Source organism: Defluviimonas sp. D31 (genome assembly GCF_033436765.1).
Classification (GTDB): Bacteria; Pseudomonadota; Alphaproteobacteria; order Rhodobacterales; family Rhodobacteraceae; genus Albidovulum.
In genome coordinates, this window is record NZ_JAWQFN010000002.1 from 253,635 (window position 1) to 273,174 (window position 19,540).

The 19,540-nt window shown below is 67.9% G+C and carries 18 protein-coding genes; 7 read left to right on the forward strand and 11 right to left on the reverse strand.

Annotated features, from left to right (window positions below):
- Positions 1 to 14 precede the first annotated feature (14 nt).
- The 5 genes from R5H32_RS04985 to R5H32_RS05005 all read right to left on the reverse strand — a co-directional run bounded on the left by R5H32_RS04985 (position 15) and on the right by R5H32_RS05005 (position 3,420).
- Positions 15 to 566 (reverse strand): hypothetical protein, encoded by a 552-nt coding sequence (locus R5H32_RS04985; protein WP_318337577.1) that lies wholly within the window; start codon positions 564 to 566, stop codon positions 15 to 17.
- A 187-nt stretch (positions 567 to 753) separates the two neighbouring features.
- On the reverse strand, positions 754 to 948 hold the full coding sequence (locus R5H32_RS04990; RefSeq protein WP_318337578.1) for a hypothetical protein: 195 nt from the start codon (positions 946 to 948) through the stop codon (positions 754 to 756).
- A gap of 61 nt (positions 949 to 1,009) precedes the next feature.
- Positions 1,010 to 1,732, reverse strand: coding sequence for an imm11 family protein (locus R5H32_RS04995; protein WP_318337579.1), 723 nt, complete (start codon positions 1,730 to 1,732; stop codon positions 1,010 to 1,012).
- 1 nt (position 1,733) lies between these two features.
- Positions 1,734 to 1,949, reverse strand: a complete 216-nt coding sequence (locus R5H32_RS05000) for a hypothetical protein (protein ID WP_318337580.1) — start codon at positions 1,947 to 1,949, stop codon at positions 1,734 to 1,736.
- A gap of 82 nt (positions 1,950 to 2,031) precedes the next feature.
- Positions 2,032 to 3,420, reverse strand: a complete 1,389-nt coding sequence (locus R5H32_RS05005; RefSeq protein ID WP_318337581.1) for a phosphomannomutase — start codon at positions 3,418 to 3,420, stop codon at positions 2,032 to 2,034.
- 115 nt (positions 3,421 to 3,535) lie between these two features.
- Between R5H32_RS05005 and R5H32_RS05010 the strand changes: the two genes are divergently transcribed.
- Both R5H32_RS05010 and R5H32_RS05015 read left to right on the forward strand, forming a co-directional pair.
- Entirely contained in the window at positions 3,536 to 5,053 is a 1,518-nt protein-coding gene (locus tag R5H32_RS05010) for a mannose-1-phosphate guanylyltransferase/mannose-6-phosphate isomerase (RefSeq protein ID WP_318337582.1), read from the forward strand.
- Positions 5,054 to 5,207: 154 nt separating this feature from the next.
- The gene (locus R5H32_RS05015) at positions 5,208 to 5,918 is read left to right on the forward strand and encodes a methyltransferase domain-containing protein (RefSeq protein WP_318337583.1); all 711 of its coding nucleotides are present in this window, start codon (positions 5,208 to 5,210) and stop codon (positions 5,916 to 5,918) included.
- 33 nt (positions 5,919 to 5,951) lie between these two features.
- Here the strand turns inward: R5H32_RS05015 and R5H32_RS05020 are convergent, their stop codons facing one another.
- From R5H32_RS05020 to R5H32_RS05045, 6 genes are all read right to left on the reverse strand, one after another.
- Complete coding sequence (locus R5H32_RS05020; protein WP_318337584.1) at positions 5,952 to 7,076, reverse strand: glycosyltransferase family 4 protein; 1,125 nt, start codon at positions 7,074 to 7,076, stop codon at positions 5,952 to 5,954.
- A gap of 26 nt (positions 7,077 to 7,102) precedes the next feature.
- Complete coding sequence (locus R5H32_RS05025) at positions 7,103 to 7,813, reverse strand: methyltransferase domain-containing protein (RefSeq protein ID WP_318337585.1); 711 nt, start codon at positions 7,811 to 7,813, stop codon at positions 7,103 to 7,105.
- A gap of 168 nt (positions 7,814 to 7,981) precedes the next feature.
- The gene (locus R5H32_RS05030; protein ID WP_318337586.1) at positions 7,982 to 9,079 is read right to left on the reverse strand and encodes an NAD-dependent epimerase/dehydratase family protein; all 1,098 of its coding nucleotides are present in this window, start codon (positions 9,077 to 9,079) and stop codon (positions 7,982 to 7,984) included.
- Between the two features lie 76 nt (positions 9,080 to 9,155).
- Positions 9,156 to 10,421 carry an ABC transporter permease gene (locus R5H32_RS05035; RefSeq protein WP_318337587.1) on the reverse strand — a complete coding sequence of 422 codons (1,266 nt, stop codon included), beginning with the start codon at positions 10,419 to 10,421 and terminating at the stop codon, positions 9,156 to 9,158.
- On the reverse strand, positions 10,418 to 11,224 hold the full coding sequence (locus tag R5H32_RS05040) for an ABC transporter ATP-binding protein (RefSeq protein WP_318337588.1): 807 nt from the start codon (positions 11,222 to 11,224) through the stop codon (positions 10,418 to 10,420). Before R5H32_RS05040 ends, R5H32_RS05035 begins: the two co-directional genes overlap by 4 nt.
- Positions 11,225 to 11,293: 69 nt before the next feature.
- Positions 11,294 to 12,292, reverse strand: a complete 999-nt coding sequence (locus tag R5H32_RS05045; protein WP_318337589.1) for an ABC transporter substrate-binding protein — start codon at positions 12,290 to 12,292, stop codon at positions 11,294 to 11,296.
- Positions 12,293 to 12,735: 443 nt separating this feature from the next.
- Here R5H32_RS05045 and R5H32_RS05050 point away from each other — a divergent pair, with 443 nt between their 5' ends.
- The 5 genes from R5H32_RS05050 to R5H32_RS05070 all read left to right on the forward strand — a co-directional run bounded on the left by R5H32_RS05050 (position 12,736) and on the right by R5H32_RS05070 (position 19,529).
- On the forward strand, positions 12,736 to 14,115 hold the full coding sequence (locus R5H32_RS05050) for an aspartate aminotransferase family protein (protein WP_318337590.1): 1,380 nt from the start codon (positions 12,736 to 12,738) through the stop codon (positions 14,113 to 14,115).
- 151 nt (positions 14,116 to 14,266) lie between these two features.
- Complete coding sequence (locus R5H32_RS05055) at positions 14,267 to 15,748, forward strand: PLP-dependent aminotransferase family protein (protein WP_318337591.1); 1,482 nt, start codon at positions 14,267 to 14,269, stop codon at positions 15,746 to 15,748.
- Positions 15,749 to 15,842: 94 nt separating this feature from the next.
- Positions 15,843 to 17,621 (forward strand): sulfoacetaldehyde acetyltransferase, encoded by a 1,779-nt coding sequence (gene xsc / locus R5H32_RS05060; protein WP_318337592.1) that lies wholly within the window; start codon positions 15,843 to 15,845, stop codon positions 17,619 to 17,621.
- Entirely contained in the window at positions 17,621 to 18,367 is a 747-nt protein-coding gene (locus R5H32_RS05065; protein ID WP_318337593.1) for a sulfite exporter TauE/SafE family protein, read from the forward strand. The genes xsc and R5H32_RS05065 overlap by 1 nt, the downstream gene beginning before the upstream one ends.
- Position 18,368: 1 nt before the next feature.
- Positions 18,369 to 19,529, forward strand: a complete 1,161-nt coding sequence (locus tag R5H32_RS05070) for an acetate/propionate family kinase (RefSeq protein ID WP_318337594.1) — start codon at positions 18,369 to 18,371, stop codon at positions 19,527 to 19,529.
- Positions 19,530 to 19,540 lie beyond the last annotated feature (11 nt).

Below are 19,540 nucleotides of genomic sequence, written 5' to 3' on the forward strand. Positions count from 1 at the left end.
TTCTTCGGTATTCTTCACCCCACAATTTTGTCAGGTGGGACCGGTACCTTGACCCCGCAATTGTCGATCCAAAAGAGCGCAAAATGGTTTCCAGCCACAGGCTCTGGAGGTTCGGCTGACCAATCAATTGCCGCTTCGCGCGCGAATAAAATATACCGACCGCGACCAATTAACTTATCCCACAAGCCGGGTTGCTTTATTCCGATTCGGGTATTCCCATAAATCTCATCCGGGATACGCCCTTCCGAAATAATGCCGCAGCAATCGGGAAACGCAGTCCGATACTGCACTGCGTGTGGGAATGAGCCGATTTCGCTCTCGGGGCCGCGCAACTCGCGCGCGTCATCCTTAAAGGCAGGTGAAAAAGTGGTCGGGAACAACCCCTCTATCGCGCGATCAAGGAGCACCGACTTGTGAGGGAACAACGGCCCGCCCCGGAGGCAAATACCCACGCCGCTCGCGGCTCCCGAGGCCATGTACACACCTGCGGTAGCGGCGCCCGCCAACAGCACTGCACGCGACAGTTTGCGCCCGCTATCCATCTTGCGCCTCAGTCGGTCCTGCATCAACCCTCACTCGGCCACCCCTCCGCCTCCGAAGTGGCCCGCGTCGCGCCCATCTTCTCCATCATCTCGATCTCCACAAGTGCGCCGATATGGGGGGAAGGCGCAACTCGCCTTCCTTCACCGCCAAGCGGAATTTGGCGATAACGCGGCCGGTCTTGGCGCGGCCGGGCGCGCCGCTCATTGGTTCTCAACCGAATGCCCGGCGTGTGGCGTCGAGGGTGGTGCCGAGCAGGTGGTCGGCGGCCTCCTGGTTCTCGGCCTCGGCGTAGCAGCGGAACTCCGGGGCGTTGCCGGAGGGGCGCAGATGCGCGCCCTGAAAATACTTTCTGGCCCACGAAACCGGGCGGAGCCCCCATGTCGGGGCGCACGATCCGGTTGCCACCGCTGTCAAATTCCATCTGATCTAATACCCTTTGTGAAATCGCTACTGCGGCATGTACGCGCTACTGCTGCGGCTTCGGTTCGCTGAAATGCAGCCCACTTAACACGGCCGCCTGCAGTCTCTCGGCGAAGGTGTCGGAGATGTACGTGCCCTGCCCAAACTTGTCGTGCCAGGCGTGATGGTTCCCGATCGCATCAACGGAGAAAACGACGGAGAACGGCTCACCTTTCACTGGTTCGAAGAACCCTCGCTCGTTGCGCGGGTAGGTCAGCGTGGGGTGATAGGTATCCAGCCGGTTGCAGATGTTCAGCCAGTAGCGGTCGCCGACCTTCTCGTCCTTGATGAAGATCTCCATCGGAAAGAACTGATGCACGCCGGGCTCCAGCTCCTCGAGGATGTCCTTGAAGGTCTGGTTGACGAGCAGGCAGCTCGTATAGCTGTCCACATCGAGCAGCGGGAAGATATCGAGGCCGCGGCCGATCCGCTGCAGTTTGGTCGGCATGTGGTCGGGCTTCATCGGGCGGCCGCTTTTCAGGCCACGCCGGGTGATCAGCCCCCCCCCATCCGGCGTCGGATCGACGATCTCGACTTTGTCGATATCCCCGTCCAGCGCCTTGTAGCCGGGTTGCGAGCCGAGATAGTCGGTGACGTATTTGCCGCCCGAGATGTGATAGACCATTCCTTCAACCTTTCGCTCTTCCGCGCCCTCTGCCCGGACGCCGCCGCCCAACATCGCGGCCGTCGCCCCGACCGCCACCGCCCTGCGGGTCATCAGCCCGGTCATGTCATTGCTCCGGCCCGCCCGCCTTCTCGGCCCCCATCTTCTTCAGCACCTCGGCGTCCACGAGGCGCGTCACGATCGGATGGAGCCTCAGATTCCCTTTCTTCGCCATCTGCTTGGCATTGGCGATGACCCGGCCCGTCGTTTCGCGGTTCCGCGCGATGATGTCGAGAAGCCGGTTGACGCTGCCCGGCTGCCACTCCTCAAGGTTGCGGCGCATAGGGAAGGCGCCTGACTTGATCCGGCCGCGGATGGGGCGCTTCGGCGGCGCGGGGGGCGCGCCGGGTGGCGTTCATTCGCGCTCAACCAAGGGCGCGGCGCGTGGCGTCGAGGGTGGTGCCGAGCAGGTGGTCGGCGGCCTCCTGGTCCTCGGCCTCGGCGTAGCAGCGGAACTCCGGGGCGTTGCCGGAGGGGCGCAGATGCGCGACGGCGCCGTTCGCGAAGGTCACGCGCAGCCCGTCGGTGCGGTCGATCGCGGCCTCCGGTCCGGCGGCGGCGAAGAACCGGGCGCGGGCCGCGGGGTCGTCGGCGAGGCGCTGGATGAGCGCCTGGCCCTGCGCCGGGGCGATTCCGGCGAGCCGGTCGCTCGCGGTGCGGCGGCCGGGCAGTTCGGCGACGAGGGCGGAGAGCGGGAGCCGGCGCCGCGCCGCCTCGGCCAGCGGCACGAGGATCGGCAGAACCGCGTCGCGGGTCATCAGGGGCGCGATCCGCCCCGCCGGGGTCTCGGCGGTGTAGCCGAGGAGGAAGCCGCCGTTGGCCTCGAAGCCCGCGACCCGGGGGCCGGGCCGCGCCATAGCCTCGGCCATCGCGGCGATGACATGGGGCGAGCCGATCCGGGTGCGGCGGGTGCGCGCGAAGCGGCCCGAGGTCTCGATCAGCGAGTTCGAGGTGACCGGCGTCACGACGATGTCGGCGCCGAGCGCCGCGGCGGTTAGCGTGCCGAGGATGTCGCCCGGGATGACTTGTCCGGCCGCGTCGGCGACGAGCGGGCGGTCGCCGTCGCCGTCGGTGGAGACGATCGCGTCGAGCCCAAGCGTCTCGGCCCAGCCGGCGAGGCGCGCCGCGGTGCAAGTGTCGATCGCCTCGGTGTCGAGCGGCACGAAGGTCGTGCTGCGGCCGAGCGGCACGACCTCGGCCCCGAGCGCGGCGAGGAGCCCGGCGAGGAGGTCGCGGGCGACCGAGCTGTGCTCGTAGAGGCCGAGGCTCAGGCCGGCGAGCGCGTCGGGAGCGAAGGCGGATCCGTAGCGGGCGAGATAGCCGGTGCCGGCGGCCGCGTCGGTCTCGGGGCAGGCGGGGCGCAAGGGCGGCGGCGGGCGCAGGGCGGCGCGGATCGCGGTCTCGTCGGCCTTGGTGATCTCGCCCCGCGCGGTGAAGAACTTGAGCCCGTTGCGGTCGGCGGGGATGTGGCTGCCGGTGACCATTATCGCCGGAACGCCGGCCGACATGGCGGCAAGCGCCAGTGCCGGCGTCGGCAACGCGCCGCAGTCGCGGACCGCTACGCCGAGACTCGCCGCGCCGGCCGCGACCGCAGCGGAGATGCGCGGCGAAGAGGGGCGCAGGTCGCGCGCGAGCATCAGAAGCCCGCTATGCGGCACCGCCTGGAGAAAGGCGCGCGCATTGGCGGCACAGATCGCGTCCGTCAGGTCCGCCACCGGCCCGCGGAGTCCGCTGGTGCCAAAACCGATGGTCATAGCCGTCCCACCTCGCCATCCATCCCAGAGTCCCCCGAAAGCGTTCCCACGTCAAGGTAAAGGAAAAATTAAGAAATTCGCTTCAAGTCTTGGAAAAGGCGCTTGGTGCCTGCGGTTGCGGAAAGGACGCGGGAATGGCCACGAGACGTTGGAGCGGGCGGGCGGCGCGCGCAAGCTGCCGCGGAGCGGTACGGTGATGGACGGCGGGTTCGAGGGCTTCGCCGACGCGCGGCAGGCGATCATTCCGGTGGTGCTCTGTGGCGGCACCGGGACGCGGCTCTGGCCGGTATCGCGCGCCGGCATGGCCAAGCAGCTTCTGGCGATGCAGGACGGCGAGACGCTGTTGCAGATCACGCTCCGGCGGGTCATGGGCCCCGGCTTCGCCGCACCCGTGGTCGTCGGCTCGGCACCCCAGCGGTTCACCTTGCGCGATCAGGTCGAAGGGATCGTGCCCGGCGCGCGGATCGTGGTGGAGCCGGAGCGGCGCGACACGCTGGCGGCGGTGCTGCTCGCGGCGGCGCTCATCGCCCGCGAGGATCCGGATGCGGTCGTGGCGGTCGTTCCCTCGGACCATCTGGTCCGCGACGGGGAGGCGTTTCGCAGCGCGGTCGCGCTGGCGGCGGCGCGGGTGCGGGAGGCGGGCGTCGCGGTGATCGGTATCGTGCCGGACGCGCCCTCTACCGCTTACGGCTATGTGCGGCCCGGTCATGCGAGCGGGCCGGGCTGCTTTTCGGTCGCGCGGTTCGTCGAGAAGCCCGAGGAGCCGCTCGCGCGGCGTCTCATCGCCGAGGGCTGCCTGTGGAACGCCGGCATCTTCTGCTTCCGCGCCGGCTGGCTGGTCGCGGCGATGGAGACGGTCGATCCGCAGGCGGTGGCGGCGGTCGGGGGCGCGGTCGACGGACTTCGCCGCGAGCACGGGTTCCTCGTGCCGGGGCCGGGCTTCGCCGATATCCGCGCGATCTCCTTCGACCACGGGTTCATGGAGCGCACGCGGGATGCCCATGTGGTGCCGGCCGGGTTCCGCTGGTCCGATCTTGGCGACTGGAACGCGGTCTGGGCGGCGGCCGACAAGGACGGCGACGGCAATGCGATCCGCGGCGCGGGGCTTGCCATCGACGCGCGCGGCAACATGATCCATTCCGAGGGGCGGCTGGTCTGCGCGCTCGGTGTCGAGGGGCTCGCGATCGTCGAGACGCCGGACGCGGTCATGGTCGCGCCGCGCGAGCGGGCGCAGGACGTGAAGGCGCTGGTCGGCGCGCTGGCCGAGCGGCGGCGGCCGGAGGCGACGGAGCACGCCCGCACCCACCGGCCCTGGGGCTGGTTCCAGACCACCGATCTCGGCGAAAGGTTCCGCGTCAAGCGCATCGTGGTGAAGCCGGGCGCGATGCTCAGCCTGCAGCGCCACCGCCACCGGGCCGAGCACTGGGTCGTGGTGCGTGGCACCGCCGAGGTCACGCTCGACGGCAAGGTCTCGATCCTGCGCGAGAACGAGAGCACCTATGTCGCCATCGGCGCGGTGCACCGGCTCGCGAACCGGACGGAGGGGCTGCTCGAACTGATCGAGGTCCAGACCGGCGACTATCTCGGCGAGGACGATATCGAGCGCATGGAGGATGCGTTCGGGCGGGTCTGAGTCCAGCGGCGAGGGCTGCCGGGACCGGAGTGCCCGGCGCGGATCAAGACGGAAACGTTGATTTTTCGCGTGTTCCGGGTGATCATCCTTTGAGGTTCCGGTGCGCGGGGACGTGCATCGGTGGGTAACGGGTGAGCGGAACGCGGGGTTAAACATGGGTGTCGGCCACAAGATCGAAGCCGGGAATGCGGGCTGGACCTTCGACGGCAAGACCGCCGACACTTTCGTCGAGCATATCCGCCAGTCGGTTCCGCTCTACGAGGAGGGGCATGACCTCGTCTGCCAGCTCAGCGACTTCTTCGTCTCCGACGTCTCGACCTGTTACGAGATCGGCACCTCGACGGGCGAGCTTCTGAAGAAGCTCGCGGTGCACAACCAGGCCAAGACCGGGGCCAAGTGGATCGGCATCGACCCGGTCGGGCCGATGATAGACAAGGCGCGAAACCATTGCGCCGGGATCGCGAATATCGAGCTGCTGCACGAGGATGCGCGGCTCTTCGACTACCAGAAGGCGGATCTGATCGTGTCCTACTACACGATGCAGTTCATCCCGCCGCGCGACCGCCAGCAGCTCATCGACAAGCTCTACGAGGCGCTGCACTGGGGCGGGGCGCTGATCATGTTCGAGAAGGTCCGCGCGCCGGATGCGCGGTTCCAGGACATCGTCACCACGCTCTATGCCGACTTCAAGCTGCGCAACGGCTTTTCCGGCGACGAGATCGTCTCGAAGACGCGCAGCCTGAAGGGCATTCTGGAGCCGTTCTCGACGCAGGGAAACCTCGACCTGATGACGCGGGCGGGGTTCGTCGACATCACCACGGTGCAGAAATATCTCTGCTTCGAAGGATTCCTCGCGATCAAGTGACGGGTGAGGCGGGCCGGTCCGGACCGTCGCCTGCTAATCCGTCCGTTTGGCCGCGAGGTCGCGGTAAAGCTGCTCGAACTTGCGGTGGATGAAGTCGGGCGTGAACCGGTCCTCGCGGCTGCGTTCGAGGGCGGCGGCTGACATTTCGGCGCGCAAGGCGGGATCGCCGGCGAGCCGCAGGATCTCGCTGGCGCAGGCCGCCACGTCGCCGACCGGGACGACGGCGCCGACATCGGCGTCCACGAGTTCGCTGACACCGCCCGTATCGGTGGCGATTACCGGAACGCCGGCGCGGAACGCCTCGACGATCGAGATCGGCAGCGCCTCCCAGCGCGAGGTCAGGAGATAGATATCCGCCGCGCGGAGATAGAGGTAGGGCCGGTGCGTCGCGCCGATGAAGCTCAAATAGCCATCGACCCCGTTTGCGCGCGCCGCGGCCCTGATCTCTTCCAGCAGGGGACCATCGCCCGCCACGACGAAGCAGACGTCGTCGCGTTGCTTGGCCACCTCCTTCGCGACCTCTATGAGGATGTCGAGGCCCTTCTGGTAGGAGGCGCGCGAAAGCGAGAGGACGAGCAGCCCGCCATCGGTGCCGAGGAGATCGCGGCGCAGCGCGGCGACCTCTTCGGCGTCGGTCTCGGGGGCGGGCTTGACGCCGAGGCCGACGACGCGGAGCCGGTCGGCGGGAATGCCGCCGATCTCGTGGAGCTGTCCGGCGCAAAGGTGGCTGGGCGTGACCACGACATCGGCGCCGAGGCGGCTGATGCGGCCGAAGCTGCGGATACGCTCGGGTTCTGAGCCGTGATAGGTGACCACGACCGGAATCCCGGTGCCGATCGCGGCGAGGCTGGTGACGAGGGCCGGCGCGCTTTCGTGGCAATGGATCACGTCCACCGGATGGGCGCGAAGCAGGCGCCGCAGGCGCGGGACGCAGCTCAGGAGGTTGCGCATCCGCGCCGGAACCGAGCCGCCCAGGGCGGAGACCCCGGCCAGCGGCAGCGCGTGGAACTGGTCATCCTTGCCGGCGTCGAGCAGGGCACCGGGCTCGCCGGCGAAATGCACGGTATGGCCCGCGTCGCGCAGCCAGTGCGAAAGGTCGATGACATGCCGGGCTATGCCGCCGACGCCGAACTGGGTGCAGATCTGCAGGATCCGCATCGGCCGGGCGGTTCGCGCCGGTCCGGTCACGGCGCTTTCGTGCCGCCCGGACGCGTGGCCGCCTGGTCGGCATCCGCGGCCTTGACGGCGCGGACCATGACCAGAAGCTCGAAGTCCGGGTCGTTGTGGTCGAGCTCCTCGGGATCGAGCTCGCGCGCGGCGAGGCCGTGGAGCGAGGCGATCGTGGTCAGGACGTTGCCGTAGGGCTCGACCGCGATGTTCTCGCGGCCGAAGACGTCGCCGAAGAGGCGGCGGCTCGACTGGGTGGTGAAGTGCCAGTACTCGCCCCAGTCGTCTACGCCCTCGCGCCGGGCGACCTTGGTGATGCCGTGCGAGGTGGCGAGCACGACCCCGCCGGGCTTGAGAATCCGGTGCAGTGTCGCGATCGCCTTGTCGGCCTCGAAGATCATCTGAAGCGTCTGAGTGATGACGATGCAGTCGAACGTGTTGTCCGCGATGTGCGGCGCGTCGCAGAGATCGGCGACGATGGTGGCCTTCGGATTGCCCTCGACGTAGTTCAGCACGTCGCTCCGCGTGACCTTCGCGCCCCCGAACTTCTCGGTATAGAGCGGCTCGCCCATCTCGAGCACGCGGCCTTGGATGTCGGCCTCGTGGCGCTTGAGGAAATGTTCGATGTAATAGCGTTCGACCGAGATCAGGTCTCGGTCGATGCCGAAGATCGGGCTGATGGGTGTGAGCCGCCGAAGGCCGCCGAAATCCACCGTGCCGACCGGCACCGATTGCAGCTTGAGCAGGCGCTGCTGTTTCCGGATCCATTTGCGCAGGTCGTCAGGGAGAAGCTTTGTTGCAACGCCCCGAACAATACCCGCCAGCTGCGCGCCAATGATCACTGTGAACCCTTTCGCTGCGCCTTATAAGGGTCTAGCCGTGCTTGATCTTTTCTGTCAAGCGCGGCGGTCGGGATGGCGGCTGCGCAGGTAGTCCGCCGTCGCGGCGAGGCCTCGCGCGAGGTCGTGGTCGGGCGCGTAGCCGAGCCGGGCGCGGGCATGGTCGATGCGACAGCGGCCGCGCCCGGTCATCTCGTCGAGCAGGTGGTGGCCGGGATACATCACGCCGTCGCGGTCCAGCCTTTGGCGCAGCGCTCCGGCCAGCGCCTCGAACCGGCGTTGACCGATCAGGCGGCGGGCGCGGGCGCTGATCCGGGCGGCGAGCGGCGGCGCGGCCTCGGGGCCGGCGGGAGCAGGGCGCGGGCCGAGGCGGGCGCGCAGCTCGGCCTCTGGCGCGCGGCGCAGCTCGCCCCTGCCGAGGATCGCGGCATAGCCCTCGATCAGCGCCGACCAGGCGAAGGGCTCGGGCCCCGAGACGATGAACCGCTCGCGCCCGAGGTCGGGCAGGGCGGCGGCGCGCAAGGCGGCCTGCACGACGTCGTCGACGAAGACGCCGTTGCAGAGGCCCTCGGGCTCGGGCACCACGACGGCGCCCCGCGCGAGGGCGGCGGCGAAACCGTCGGTCCAGAGCGTCGAGCCGGGTCCGTAGACGATGGTCGGCTGCAGGATCGCGGCGGGCAGCTTGCCGGCGAGGAGGCGCCGCTCCATCGCGATCTTGACCGCGCGGTAGCCGCTGCCGCCGGGGCCGCCCCAGGGGCTGGTCTCGTCGAGGTCGCGGCCGGGCCAGCCGTCATAGACGACGATCGAGCTTGCGTGGACAATCCGGCCGACCCCGGCGCGGGCCGCGGCCTCGGCGAGAAGTTCGAAGGCCGCGAGGTTGGCGGCGGGGGCGGCGCGGAGGTCATAGGCGAAGTGGAGGAGCACCTCCTGCCCGGCGAGTGCGGCGGCGAGGTCCGTCCCCGGTGCGAGGCTGCCCGAAAGGACCTGGATCCCGGGCGGCAGGCCCCGCGCGGAGGCGCGGGTGCGGGCGAGGACGGTGACCGATGCGCCGGCACTGGCGAGTGCCGGGACCAGCCGGCGCCCGATAAAGCCGGAGGCGCCGGTCACGAAGACCCGGCGCCCCCTCAGCGCATCGCGCCATCCCGTTTCCTGCACGCTTCGCCCTCCGTGATGCTTCCGGTTGACGATAACGGCCGGCGGGGCGATTGCAAACGCCCCGACGGGTGAGTGGTCAGCCGCGGCCCTTCCAGGGCACGAGCCAGCGTTCGGCCATCCGCATCAGGATGTCGATGCCGTAGCCGATGATGCCGATCAGGATGATCCCCATCACGACGATGTCGGTGAGCTGGAACTTCGAGGCGGCGATGATCATCATGCCGGCGCCCTTCTGCGCGGCGACAAGCTCGGCCGCGACCACGGTGCCCCAGCAGACCCCCATCGCCACCCGCGCGCCGGTGAAGATGTCGGGCAGCGAGTTCGGGATGATGACGTGGCGCATGATCTGCGCCTTGGTGGCGCCGAGCGAATAGGCGGCGTGGATCTTGGAGATCCGTACCCCCGAGACGCCGGAGCGCGCGGCGATGGTCATGATCCACAAGGCGGCGAGGAACAGGAGAACAATCTTGCCGGTCTCCCAGATGCCGAACCAGATGATCACGAGCGGGATCAGCGCCAAGGGCGGCACCGGACGCATGAACTCCACGATCGGGTCGAACCAGCCGCGGAACCAGCTCGACAGGCCCATCGCGTAGCCGAGGGGAATGCCGACGATCGAGCCGAGGATGAAGCCGCCGAGCACCCGCATCAGCGAGGCGCCGAGATGGCCCCAGAGCGAGGTGTTCTGGTAGCCCTTGGACGCGATCTCGGCGAGGCGGGAGGCCACGGCCTCGGGCGAGGGCATCCAGATAGGTTCCATCTGCCAGCCCTTATCGGGCTCGAAGTTGATTGATCCCTTCGAGGTCAGCGTCACCTTGCCGTTGGCGACGGTTGCGGGCACTTCGGGCGCGACCGGCTTGCCGTCGATCGCGGTGATGGTGAAGCCGTCCTCGGAGCCGCCCTCGTCGTTCGAGGCGGGCCGAAGAAGCGTGCTGCGCCAGGCCTGCATCGCCGCGCTGTCGTCCTTGGCAAAACCGGTGCCGGGCGCGACCTCCGGTGCCGCGGGTTTCTGGCCGCCCTCGTGGACGAGCACCGTGACGGTGGCGTCGTCGGTCTCGCCGGCGGCATTGGTCGCGGTGTAGGTGAAGGAGGTCTCGCCCATGAACGGGCCGGGGACGTGGAACGGCACCAGTTTCGAGCCGGTGAAGGCGCCCCAGATCAGGAAGATCGTGAGCACCGAGATGACCGAGGCCACGCGGTCGGGCGTGATCGCGCTTTCGTCGCCGAAGGTCACGGTCTTGAGGCTGGTGTAGTCGTGCCGCCCCTCGCGGTGCTTGCGGATGAAGCGCACGACGAAATAGGCGGCGGTGAAGAGCGCGACGTAGAAGATGAGGACGGTCATGCCGCGGTCTCCGATCGGCCCATGATTTCTTCTTCCATGCCCCAGATCATGCCGAGGATTTCTTCGCGGGTCTCGGCGAAGCCCTCGGATTTCTTGACCTCGCGCAGGTCGCGGCCGACGCCGCGCTCCGCGAAGGGCAGACGGTACTCCTTAAAGATCCGGCCCGGACGCGGCGCCATCACGAGCAGCCTCTCACCGAGCAGGAGCGCCTCCTCGACCGAGTGGGTGATGAGGATCACGGTCTTGCCGGTCTCCTTCCAGAGCTTGAGGACAAGGCCCTGCATCTTCTCGCGCGTGAGCGCGTCGAGCGCGCCGAGGGGTTCGTCCATCAAGATCACGTCGGGGTCGTTGGCAAGGCACCGCGCCAGCGCCACGCGCTGCTGCATGCCGCCCGAAAGCTCGTAGACGGCCTTGTCCTTGAATTCCTGCAGGCCGACGATGTCGAGCAGATGGTCGGTGATCTTGTCGCGCTCGGCCTGGGCCATGCCCTTCATGCGCGGGCCGAAATCGACGTTCCGGCGGACGCTCATCCATTCGAAGAGCGCGCCCTGCTGGAACACCATGCCGCGTTCGGCCGCAGGACCGGTGACGCGGTGGCCGTTCAGCTCGACCTTGCCCTCGGTCGGCGCGAGAAAGCCCGCGAGGATGTTGAGCAGCGTGGTCTTGCCGCAGCCCGAGGGTCCGAGGACCGATAGGAGTTCGCCTTTTTTCAGTTCCAGAGATACGTTTTTGAGCGCCTGAACGGCCGAGCCGTTGGGCAAGTCAAATCGCATCGACACGTTGTCGATGATCAATCCGGTCATGGTCCCCCCTCGCGGATCTGGTTGCGGGACGGCCCGGCCGATGGCGGCCGGGCCGCGGGGTGGGGGTGCTTACATCCCCGCTGCCGAGGAGAGCGGTGCCACGTTGACCGCGTTGTCGTAGCTGTCGAGCGCCGCCGGCACCGAGCCGGCCTGCACGAAGACGTCGGCCACGCCCTTCATGAACTCCTGCGCGCCGCCGCCGAGCCACTTGGCCGAAAGCTGGTCCTCGGCCGACGGGAACACGAAGGTGGCCATGGTCTCGGCCGTTGCGGTCTCGTCCATGCCGGCATCCTGGGCGATGACCGGCAGCATCTCGGCCTGCTTGGAGCCCTCGTTCCACATCGCGTTGGCATCGGCCGTCACCTTGAGGAACTTCGACAGCAGTTCAGGCTGTTCGGCCGCGAAGGACGCGGGCACCGAGGTCACGTCGAAGACAAGGATGCCAAGCTCTTCCTTCTCGGCGCCGGTCAGGAGCACGTTGCCACTTTCCAGCATCCGCCGCAGCGCGCCGCCCCAGCCGCAGGCCATGTCGAGCGAGCCCTGCGCGAAGGCGGCCGCGGCGTCGGGCGGCGCCATGTCGACGATCTCCATCGTCGAGATGTCGACACCGAAATGCGACATCTGCTTGAGGAAGCCGTAATGCGCCGCGGTGCCGATCGGCACGGCGACCTTCTTGCCGGCCAGTTCGGCGGCGTTGTCCTTGGTGATCTCGAGATCGGTGCGCACCACGCAGTTGTCGTTCTCGGCATAGGACACGGCGACATCGACCGCCTGCAGGTCCTGGCCCGCCGAGGTCGCGACGACGAAGGGCGGAACACCCTGGCTCACGGCGATCTGCACGTCTCCCGAGGCCATCGCCGCCGACATCGCGGTGCCGGTGTCGAAGCTGCGCCAGTTGATCTTGACGCCCATCTCCTGTTCGTAGGTGCCCATAACCTTGGCGTATTCGAACGGCATCGGCCATTCGAGGAAGTAGGCCACCGTGATCTCGTCGAGGGCGTGGGCCGCCTGGGCCCCCGTCATCAGAGCCGCCACCGCGACCGCCGTCCTGAAAGTCGTAGTTCTCATGCGTCGTTCTCCCTGATTAACCGTGGTCCTGTTCGGAATGCCTTGTTGCCCGTCACTATGGGGCGCTACCAATGGCCGGTATAGGACCAGATTCCGTGTCAGTGTTAAGTCCAGTTTTCCCGGATCCGGGCTTGTCTTGCCGGCTGCCGCCGGGCCTTTCTCCCGCGCCTGCAGTGTACCAGATGGCCTCCCGCCTTCCGACCTATTCATTCGGATCGGTGCCGGTCCTTCCGGCAAGCCCGCCGTGGCGCTTTTCGAAGCGGCGAAGGGCAGGTTTCGGAAAGTGGAATGTCGGTGGAATTCTGGTATTATCGGAGCATTGCCTCTGGCCCTACGGCCGCGGCGGCTTTCGTGATGATTTCGGCATCAAGCCCGACCCCGTCCCGGCCGAATACCGGCGCGATTCCGACGGGACGGCAGCGCACCGAGAAAAGGTAGAAACGATGAACAGCTCCGTCTATTCGAACGATATTTCCGAAGTGGTCGAGGCCGACCGCGCCCATCTCTGGCATCACCTGATCCAGCACAAGCCGTTCGAGACCTCGGACCCCCGCGTGATCGTCGAGGGCAAGGGGATGCGGGTCTGGGACGCGAAGGGCAAGGAACTGCTCGACGCCGTTTCGGGCGGTGTCTGGACCGTCAACGTGGGCTACGGACGCGAGTCGATCGCCAAGGCGGTCTATGACCAGCTGATCAAGGTCAACTACTTCGCCAACTCCGCCGGCTCGATCCCGGGCTCGATCTTCGCCAAGCGGCTCATCGAGAAGATGCCGGGCATGAGCCGGGTCTACTACACCAACTCGGGCTCGGAAGCGAACGAGAAGGCGTTCAAGATGATCCGCCAGATCGCCCACAAGCGCTACGGCGGCAAGAAGCACAAGATCCTCTACCGCGACCGTGACTATCACGGCGCCACCATCGCGACGATGTCGGCCGGCGGCCAGGATGAGCGCAACGCCCAGTACGGCCCCTTCGTGCCGGGCTTCGTGAAGGTTCCGCACTGCCTCGAATACCGCAAGCAGTGGGATGTCGAGAACTACGGCGAGCGGGCGGCCGATGCGATCGAGGAAGTGATCCTGCGCGAGGGGCCGGATACCATCGGCGCGCTCTGCCTCGAGCCGGTGACCGCGGGCGGCGGCGTGATCGTGCCGCCGGCGGGCTACTGGGAGCGGGTGCAGGAGATCTGCAAGAAATACGAGATCCTTCTGCATATCGACGAGGTCGTCTGCGGTGTCGGCCGCACCGGCACCTGGTTCGGCTACCAGCACTATGGCATCAAGCCGGACTTCGTGACGATGGCCAAGGGCGTCGCCTCGGGCTATGCCGCGATCGCCTGCATGGTGACGACCGAGGAGGTCTTCAACATGTTCAAGGACGACAGCTCGGACCCGATGAACTATTTCCGCGACATCTCCACCTTCGGCGGCTGCACCGCCGGCCCGGCGGCGGCGATCGAGAACATGCGGATCATCGAGGACGAGGGGCTCCTGGAGAACACCGTCAAGATGGGCGAGCGGACGATGAACAATCTCCGCGCGCTTATGGAGAAGCACCGGGTGATCGGCGACGTGCGCGGCAAGGGCCTTTTCTGCGGCGCGGAATTGGTGGCGGACCGCGCCACGAAGGAGCCGGCGGACGAGAAGAAGGTGCAGGCCGTGGTCGCCGAATGCGGCGCGCAGGGCGTGATCATCGGCGCGACCAACCGCTCGCTGCCGGGCTTCAACAACACGCTCTGCCTCTCGCCGGCGCTGATCGCGACCGCGGACGACATCGACCAGATCACCGGCGCGATCGACAAGGCGCTGACCAAGGTCTTCAGCTGAGGCCGGGCAGGGGGCGCTGCCCCCGTCGCCGCCGGGGCGGCGACTCCCCCGGGGTACTTGGACAATGAAGAAGGAGCGGGCGCGGCTTGACGGCGGCGCCCGTTTCGGCTTTCTGGTCTAGGTCCAGATCAGAGCGCGCATAAGGCCAGAAATGTCGATCCCGGCGGAAGCCTTTTTCCTGACGCCCGGTTTCAACGGGACGTTGCAGCAGCAGATCCAGCAGATGGTGGCCGAGGGCATCCTGCGCGGCCGCTTCCGCCCGGGCGAGAAGCTGCCGTCGAGCCGCGGGCTCGCCGAGCATCTCGGCGTCAGCCGGATCACCGTGACGCTCGCCTATACCGAGCTTGTCTCGGGCGACTACCTGACGGCGCGGGGGCGCTCGGGCTACTACGTCTCGGACACCGCGCCGATGCAGCCGGGGTTCGAGTTCGAGGAGCGGCCGCATCGCGACACCGTGGACTGGGAGCGGATCGTCGGCCGGCGGTTCTCGCGCCACGAGCTGATCGCGCGACCGCTCGACTGGCAGTCCTACGCCTATCCCTTCATCTACGGCCAGGCCGACGCCACGCTCTTCGACCACCAGAACTGGCGGCAATGCGCGCTCAGGGCGCTCGGCAAGCGTGATTTCGAGGTGCTGACGGCCGATTTCTACGAGCGCGACGACCCGATGCTGATCGAGTACATCATGCGCTCGATCCTGCCCCGGCGCGGCATCTCGGCCCGGCCCGAGGAGATTCTCCTGACCATGGGGGCGCAGAACGCGCTCTGGCTCGCGGCCGAGATCCTGCTTGGCCAGGGCAGCCGGGCGGCGGTGGAGAATCCCTGCTATCCCGGCCTGCGCGCGATTCTCGGCCAGATCGGCGCCGAGGTGCTGCCGGTCGAGGTCGATGCCGACGGCCTGCCGTCCGAGGCGGTGCCGGAGGGAATCGAGGCGATCTTCACGACGCCGAGCCATCATTGCCCGACCAATGCGACGATGCCGATCGGCCGCCGGACCGCGCTCCTGGAGCGGGCGGGGCGCGAGGATTTCCTCGTCATCGAGGATGATTACGAGTTCGAGATGTCGTTCCTGAAGCCCGCCGCTCCGGCCCTGAAGTCGCTCGACCGCGAGGGCCGGGTGATACATGTCGGCTCGTTCTCGAAGTCGCTGTTCCCGGGGCTCCGGCTCGGTTATCTCGTCGCTTCCGAGGCCTTCATCCGCGAGGCGCGCGCGCTGCGCGCGGCGATGTTGCGCCACACGCCGGGGCATATCCAGCGCACGGTCGCCTATTTCCTCTCGCTCGGCCATTATGATGCGCTTATCAACCGGCTGAACCAGGCCTACAAGCGGCGCCGCACCGTGATGGACGAGGCGATCCGCACCCACGGGCTGGAGATCGCCGGGCAGGGTGCGTTTGGCGGGTCGAGCTTCTGGATGCGGGCGCCGGCGGCGGTCGATACCGGGCTCCTTGCGGTCGGCCTGCGCGCGAAGGGCGTGCTGATCGAGCCGGGGCGCGCCTTCTTCGCGCCGGGCACGGCGCCGAGGAACTACTACCGGCTCGCCTATTCCTCGATCTCGCAGAACCGGATTCCCGAGGGCATTGCGCTGGTCGCCGAGGCGCTGCGCGAGACTGGACCTAATCAGGTGATCTGACTGGCCCTACAGGGCGCAGGTGGCGGGGCGTAGAAACGTTTCGAACCGGGGCCTGTGGCCCCGACGGACTGGCTGCGGCTGAAGGAGACGACCCATGAAGATGACCACCGAAGAAGCTTTCGTCAAAGTCCTGCAGATGCACGGCATCGAGCATGCCTTCGGCATCATCGGCTCGGCCATGATGCCGATCTCGGATATCTTCGGCAAAGCCGGCATCACCTTCTGGGACTGCGCCCACGAGGGCTCGGGCGGCATGATGGCGGACGGCTACACGCGCGCCACCGGCAAGATGTCGATGATGATCGCCCAGAACGGGCCTGGCATCACCAACTTCGTCACCGCCGTCAAGACCGCCTACTGGAACCACACGCCGGTTCTGCTGGTCACCCCGCAGGCCGCCAACAAGACCATGGGGCAGGGCGGCTTCCAGGAAATGGAGCAGATGCGCATGTTCGCGGACTGCGTCGCCTACCAGGAAGAGGTCCGCGACCCGTCGCGCATGGCCGAAGTCCTGAACCGGGTGATCCTGAACGCCAGGCGCGCCTCGGCCCCCGCGCAGATCAACGTTCCGCGCGATTTCTGGACCCAGGTCATCGATATCGAGCTGCCGCAGATCGTCGAGTTCGAACGCCCGGCCGGTGGCTACGAGGCGCTGTCCAAGGCGGCCGAGCTGCTGTCGAATGCCAAGTTCCCGGTGATCCTCAACGGCGCGGGCGTGGTCCTTGGCGGCGCCATCGGCGCGTCGATGAAACTGGCCGAGCGTCTCGATGCCCCGGTCTGCGTCGGCTACCAGCACAACGATGCCTTCCCCGGCTCGCACCCGCTCTTTGCCGGGCCCCTGGGCTATAACGGGTCCAAGGCCGGGATGGAGCTGATCGCCAAGGCCGATGTCGTGCTGGCGCTCGGCACCCGGCTCAACCCGTTCTCGACGCTGCCGGGCTACGGCATCGACTACTGGCCGAAGGATGCCGCGATCATCCAGGTCGACATCAACCCCGACCGGATCGGCCTGACCAAGAAAGTTACCGTCGGTATCATCGGCGACGCCAAAAAGGTCGCGAACTCGATCCTCGAGCGGCTTTCCGACGGCGCCGGCGATGCCGGTCGCGATGACCGCAAGGCGCTGATTGCCAAGACCAAGTCGGCCTGGGCGCAGGAACTGACCTCGCTCGACCACGAGCAGGACGATCCGGGCACCACCTGGAACGAGCGCGCTCGCGCGGCGAAGCCCGACTGGCTCTCGCCCCGGAAAGCGTGGCGCGCCATCCAGGCTGCGCTGCCGAAGAACGCGATCATCTCCTCCGACATCGGCAACAACTGCGCCATCGGCAACGCCTACCCGTCGTTCGAAGAGGGCCGCAAATACCTCGCCCCCGGCCTTTTCGGACCCTGCGGCTACGGCCTGCCCTCGGTCATCGGCGCCAAGATCGGCTGCCCGGACGTGCCGGTTGTCGGCTTCTCGGGCGACGGTGCCTTTGGCATCGCGGTAACGGAACTGACCGCCATCGGCCGCGAGGAATGGCCCGCCGTGACCCAGATCGTCTTCCGCAATTACCAGTGGGGCGCGGAAAAGCGCAACTCGACGCTCTGGTTCGACGACAACTTCGTCGGCACCGAGCTTGACACCCAGGTGTCCTATGCCGGTATCGCAAAGGCCTGCGGGTTGCAGGGCGTCGTGGCCCGGACGATGGACGAGCTGACGGCGGCCCTTTCGAAGGCGATCGAGGACCAGATGAAGCATGGCAAGACCACGCTCATCGAGGCGATGATCAACCAGGAACTGGGCGAGCCCTTCCGGCGCGACGCGATGAAGAAGCCTGTCGCGGTCGCCGGCATCGACCGCGCCGACATGCGCCCGCAAAAAGGGGCGTGATGGCGCTCCCCTTCGGGCTGGAACCGGCGGCGGCGGCGTTTCTCGCCGTCGCCGTCTTCGGCGCCGCCTTCGTGCGGGGCTATTCCGGGTTCGGTTTCTCGGCGCTGGTGATACTGGCGACGAGCCTCGTCACCAGCCCGCTCCATGCGGTGCCGGTGGTGATCCTCTGCGACATCGTGATGACGGTACAGCAGGCGCGCGGGATCTGGGCGCGGATCGACTGGCGGCGGGTCGGCACGCTGATGCTCGGCGCGCTGGTGGGCGTGCCCCTGGGCGTGACGATCATCACCTCGATCGGCACGGACCTCGCGCGGGCGGTGATCGCGCTTTTCGTGCTGTGCATGTGCGCGCTGCTCTGGATCGGCTGGAGCTTTCGCGGTCCCGTCGGCGATGCCGGCACGACCGGCACCGGCTTCGTCTCGGGCTTCGCCAACGGCGCGGGGGTGGGCGGCCTGCCGGTCGCGGTCTTCATGACCGCGCAGCCGGTCGCGGCCGCGGTGTTCCGGGCGACGCTCATCGCCTATTTCACGCTGTTGGACCTCTGGTCGCTGCCGATCATGGCGCGGGCCGGAATGGTCAGCGCCGACACGTTTCGCGCCACGGTCTTCGTGCTGCCGATGATGGTGGCGGGGATCTGGCTCGGCGGGCGCCAGTTCCTCAGGGCCGAGCCGCAGGACTTCCGCCGCTTCGCGCTTATTCTCCTTGCCGGGCTCGCGACGCTCGGCCTTCTGAAATCGGTGATCTGAGATGGAGAACGACCTGATCCTCGTCGTCAATGCCGGCTCCTCCTCGATCAAGGTGGCACTGTTCGACGGTGCGCTTCAGACCGTCGCGACGGGCGCTGTGACCGAGATCGGCGGTGCCGCGCGGCTGAAGATCGGCGTCGAGCGGGCCTGCGAAGCGCCGGACCATGACGCGGCGCTGTCTCTTTTGCTCGCAGGGCTCGCCGAGGCGGGCCATCCGGTCGCGCGGCTGAAGGCGGCGGGGCACCGGGTCGTGCATGGCGGGCGGGCGCTGACCGGCTCGGTCCGTGTCACGCCCGCGGTGCTGGCGGCGATCGAGGCCTGCGTGCCGCTCGCGCCGCTGCACAACCCCCACAATCTTGCGGCGATCCGGGCGCTCGGGCGGCTCGCGCCGGCGCTGCCGCAGGTCGCCTGTTTCGACACCGCCTTCCACGCCACCAACCCCGAGGTCGCGCTGCGCTACGCGTTGCCAGCGGCGGAAGAGGCGAAGGGCATCCGCCGCTACGGCTTCCACGGCATCTCCTACGCGAGCCTCGCGCTGCGGCTGCCGGAACTGCTCGGCGCGCCGCTGCCGGGCCGGGTGCTGGCGCTCCATCTCGGCAACGGCGCCTCGCTCGCGGCGATCCGCGACGGCCGGTCGGTGGCGACGACGATGGGCTACTCGCCGCTCGACGGGCTGACGATGGGCACGCGCACCGGCGCGATCGACGGCAACGCCGTGCTCCGGCTCGCCGAGGATCACGGCATCGATGGGGCAAAGCGGCTCCTGAACAACAGAAGCGGGCTTCTCGGCCTCGGCGGCGCCTCCGACATGCGGGCGCTGCACGCGGCGGGAACCGAGGAGGCGCGCTTCGCGGTCGCGCATTTCGGCTACTGGGCAGTGCGCCACGCCGGGTCGATGATCGCGGCGATGGGCGGGCTCGACTGCGTCGCCTTCACCGGCGGCATCGGCGAGAACGACGCCGAGGCGCGCAGGGCGATCTGCGAAGGGCTCGGCTTCATGGGCGTGGCGCTCGACCCGGCTGCGAATGCGGCGGGCGGGACGCGGCTCGACCGCGCCGGCTCGGCGGTGCCGGTGGTGATCGTGCCGGCCGCCGAGGAGCGCCACATCGCGGCCGATGTCGTGGCGGTGCTGGGGCCGGAAACGACAGATACGAAAAAATGAAAGCGGGCGCA

Coding starts and splice junctions, on each gene's coding strand:
- R5H32_RS05005 (WP_318337581.1), bottom strand. CDS start 3,420: ATGACCATCGGTTTTGGCACCAGCGGACTCCGCGGGCCGGTGGCGGAC.
- R5H32_RS05055 (WP_318337591.1), top strand. CDS start 14,267: ATGTCGATCCCGGCGGAAGCCTTTTTCCTGACGCCCGGTTTCAACGGG.
- R5H32_RS05035 (WP_318337587.1), bottom strand. CDS start 10,421: ATGACCGTCCTCATCTTCTACGTCGCGCTCTTCACCGCCGCCTATTTC.
- R5H32_RS05050 (WP_318337590.1), top strand. CDS start 12,736: ATGAACAGCTCCGTCTATTCGAACGATATTTCCGAAGTGGTCGAGGCC.
- R5H32_RS05065 (WP_318337593.1), top strand. CDS start 17,621: ATGGCGCTCCCCTTCGGGCTGGAACCGGCGGCGGCGGCGTTTCTCGCC.
- R5H32_RS04995 (WP_318337579.1), bottom strand. CDS start 1,732: ATGACCGGGCTGATGACCCGCAGGGCGGTGGCGGTCGGGGCGACGGCC.
- R5H32_RS05000 (WP_318337580.1), bottom strand. CDS start 1,949: ATGCGCCGCAACCTTGAGGAGTGGCAGCCGGGCAGCGTCAACCGGCTT.
- R5H32_RS05020 (WP_318337584.1), bottom strand. CDS start 7,076: ATGCGGATCCTGCAGATCTGCACCCAGTTCGGCGTCGGCGGCATAGCC.
- R5H32_RS04985 (WP_318337577.1), bottom strand. CDS start 566: ATGCAGGACCGACTGAGGCGCAAGATGGATAGCGGGCGCAAACTGTCG.
- R5H32_RS05045 (WP_318337589.1), bottom strand. CDS start 12,292: ATGAGAACTACGACTTTCAGGACGGCGGTCGCGGTGGCGGCTCTGATG.
- R5H32_RS05015 (WP_318337583.1), top strand. CDS start 5,208: ATGGGTGTCGGCCACAAGATCGAAGCCGGGAATGCGGGCTGGACCTTC.
- xsc (WP_318337592.1), top strand. CDS start 15,843: ATGAAGATGACCACCGAAGAAGCTTTCGTCAAAGTCCTGCAGATGCAC.
- R5H32_RS05070 (WP_318337594.1), top strand. CDS start 18,369: ATGGAGAACGACCTGATCCTCGTCGTCAATGCCGGCTCCTCCTCGATC.
- R5H32_RS05040 (WP_318337588.1), bottom strand. CDS start 11,224: ATGACCGGATTGATCATCGACAACGTGTCGATGCGATTTGACTTGCCC.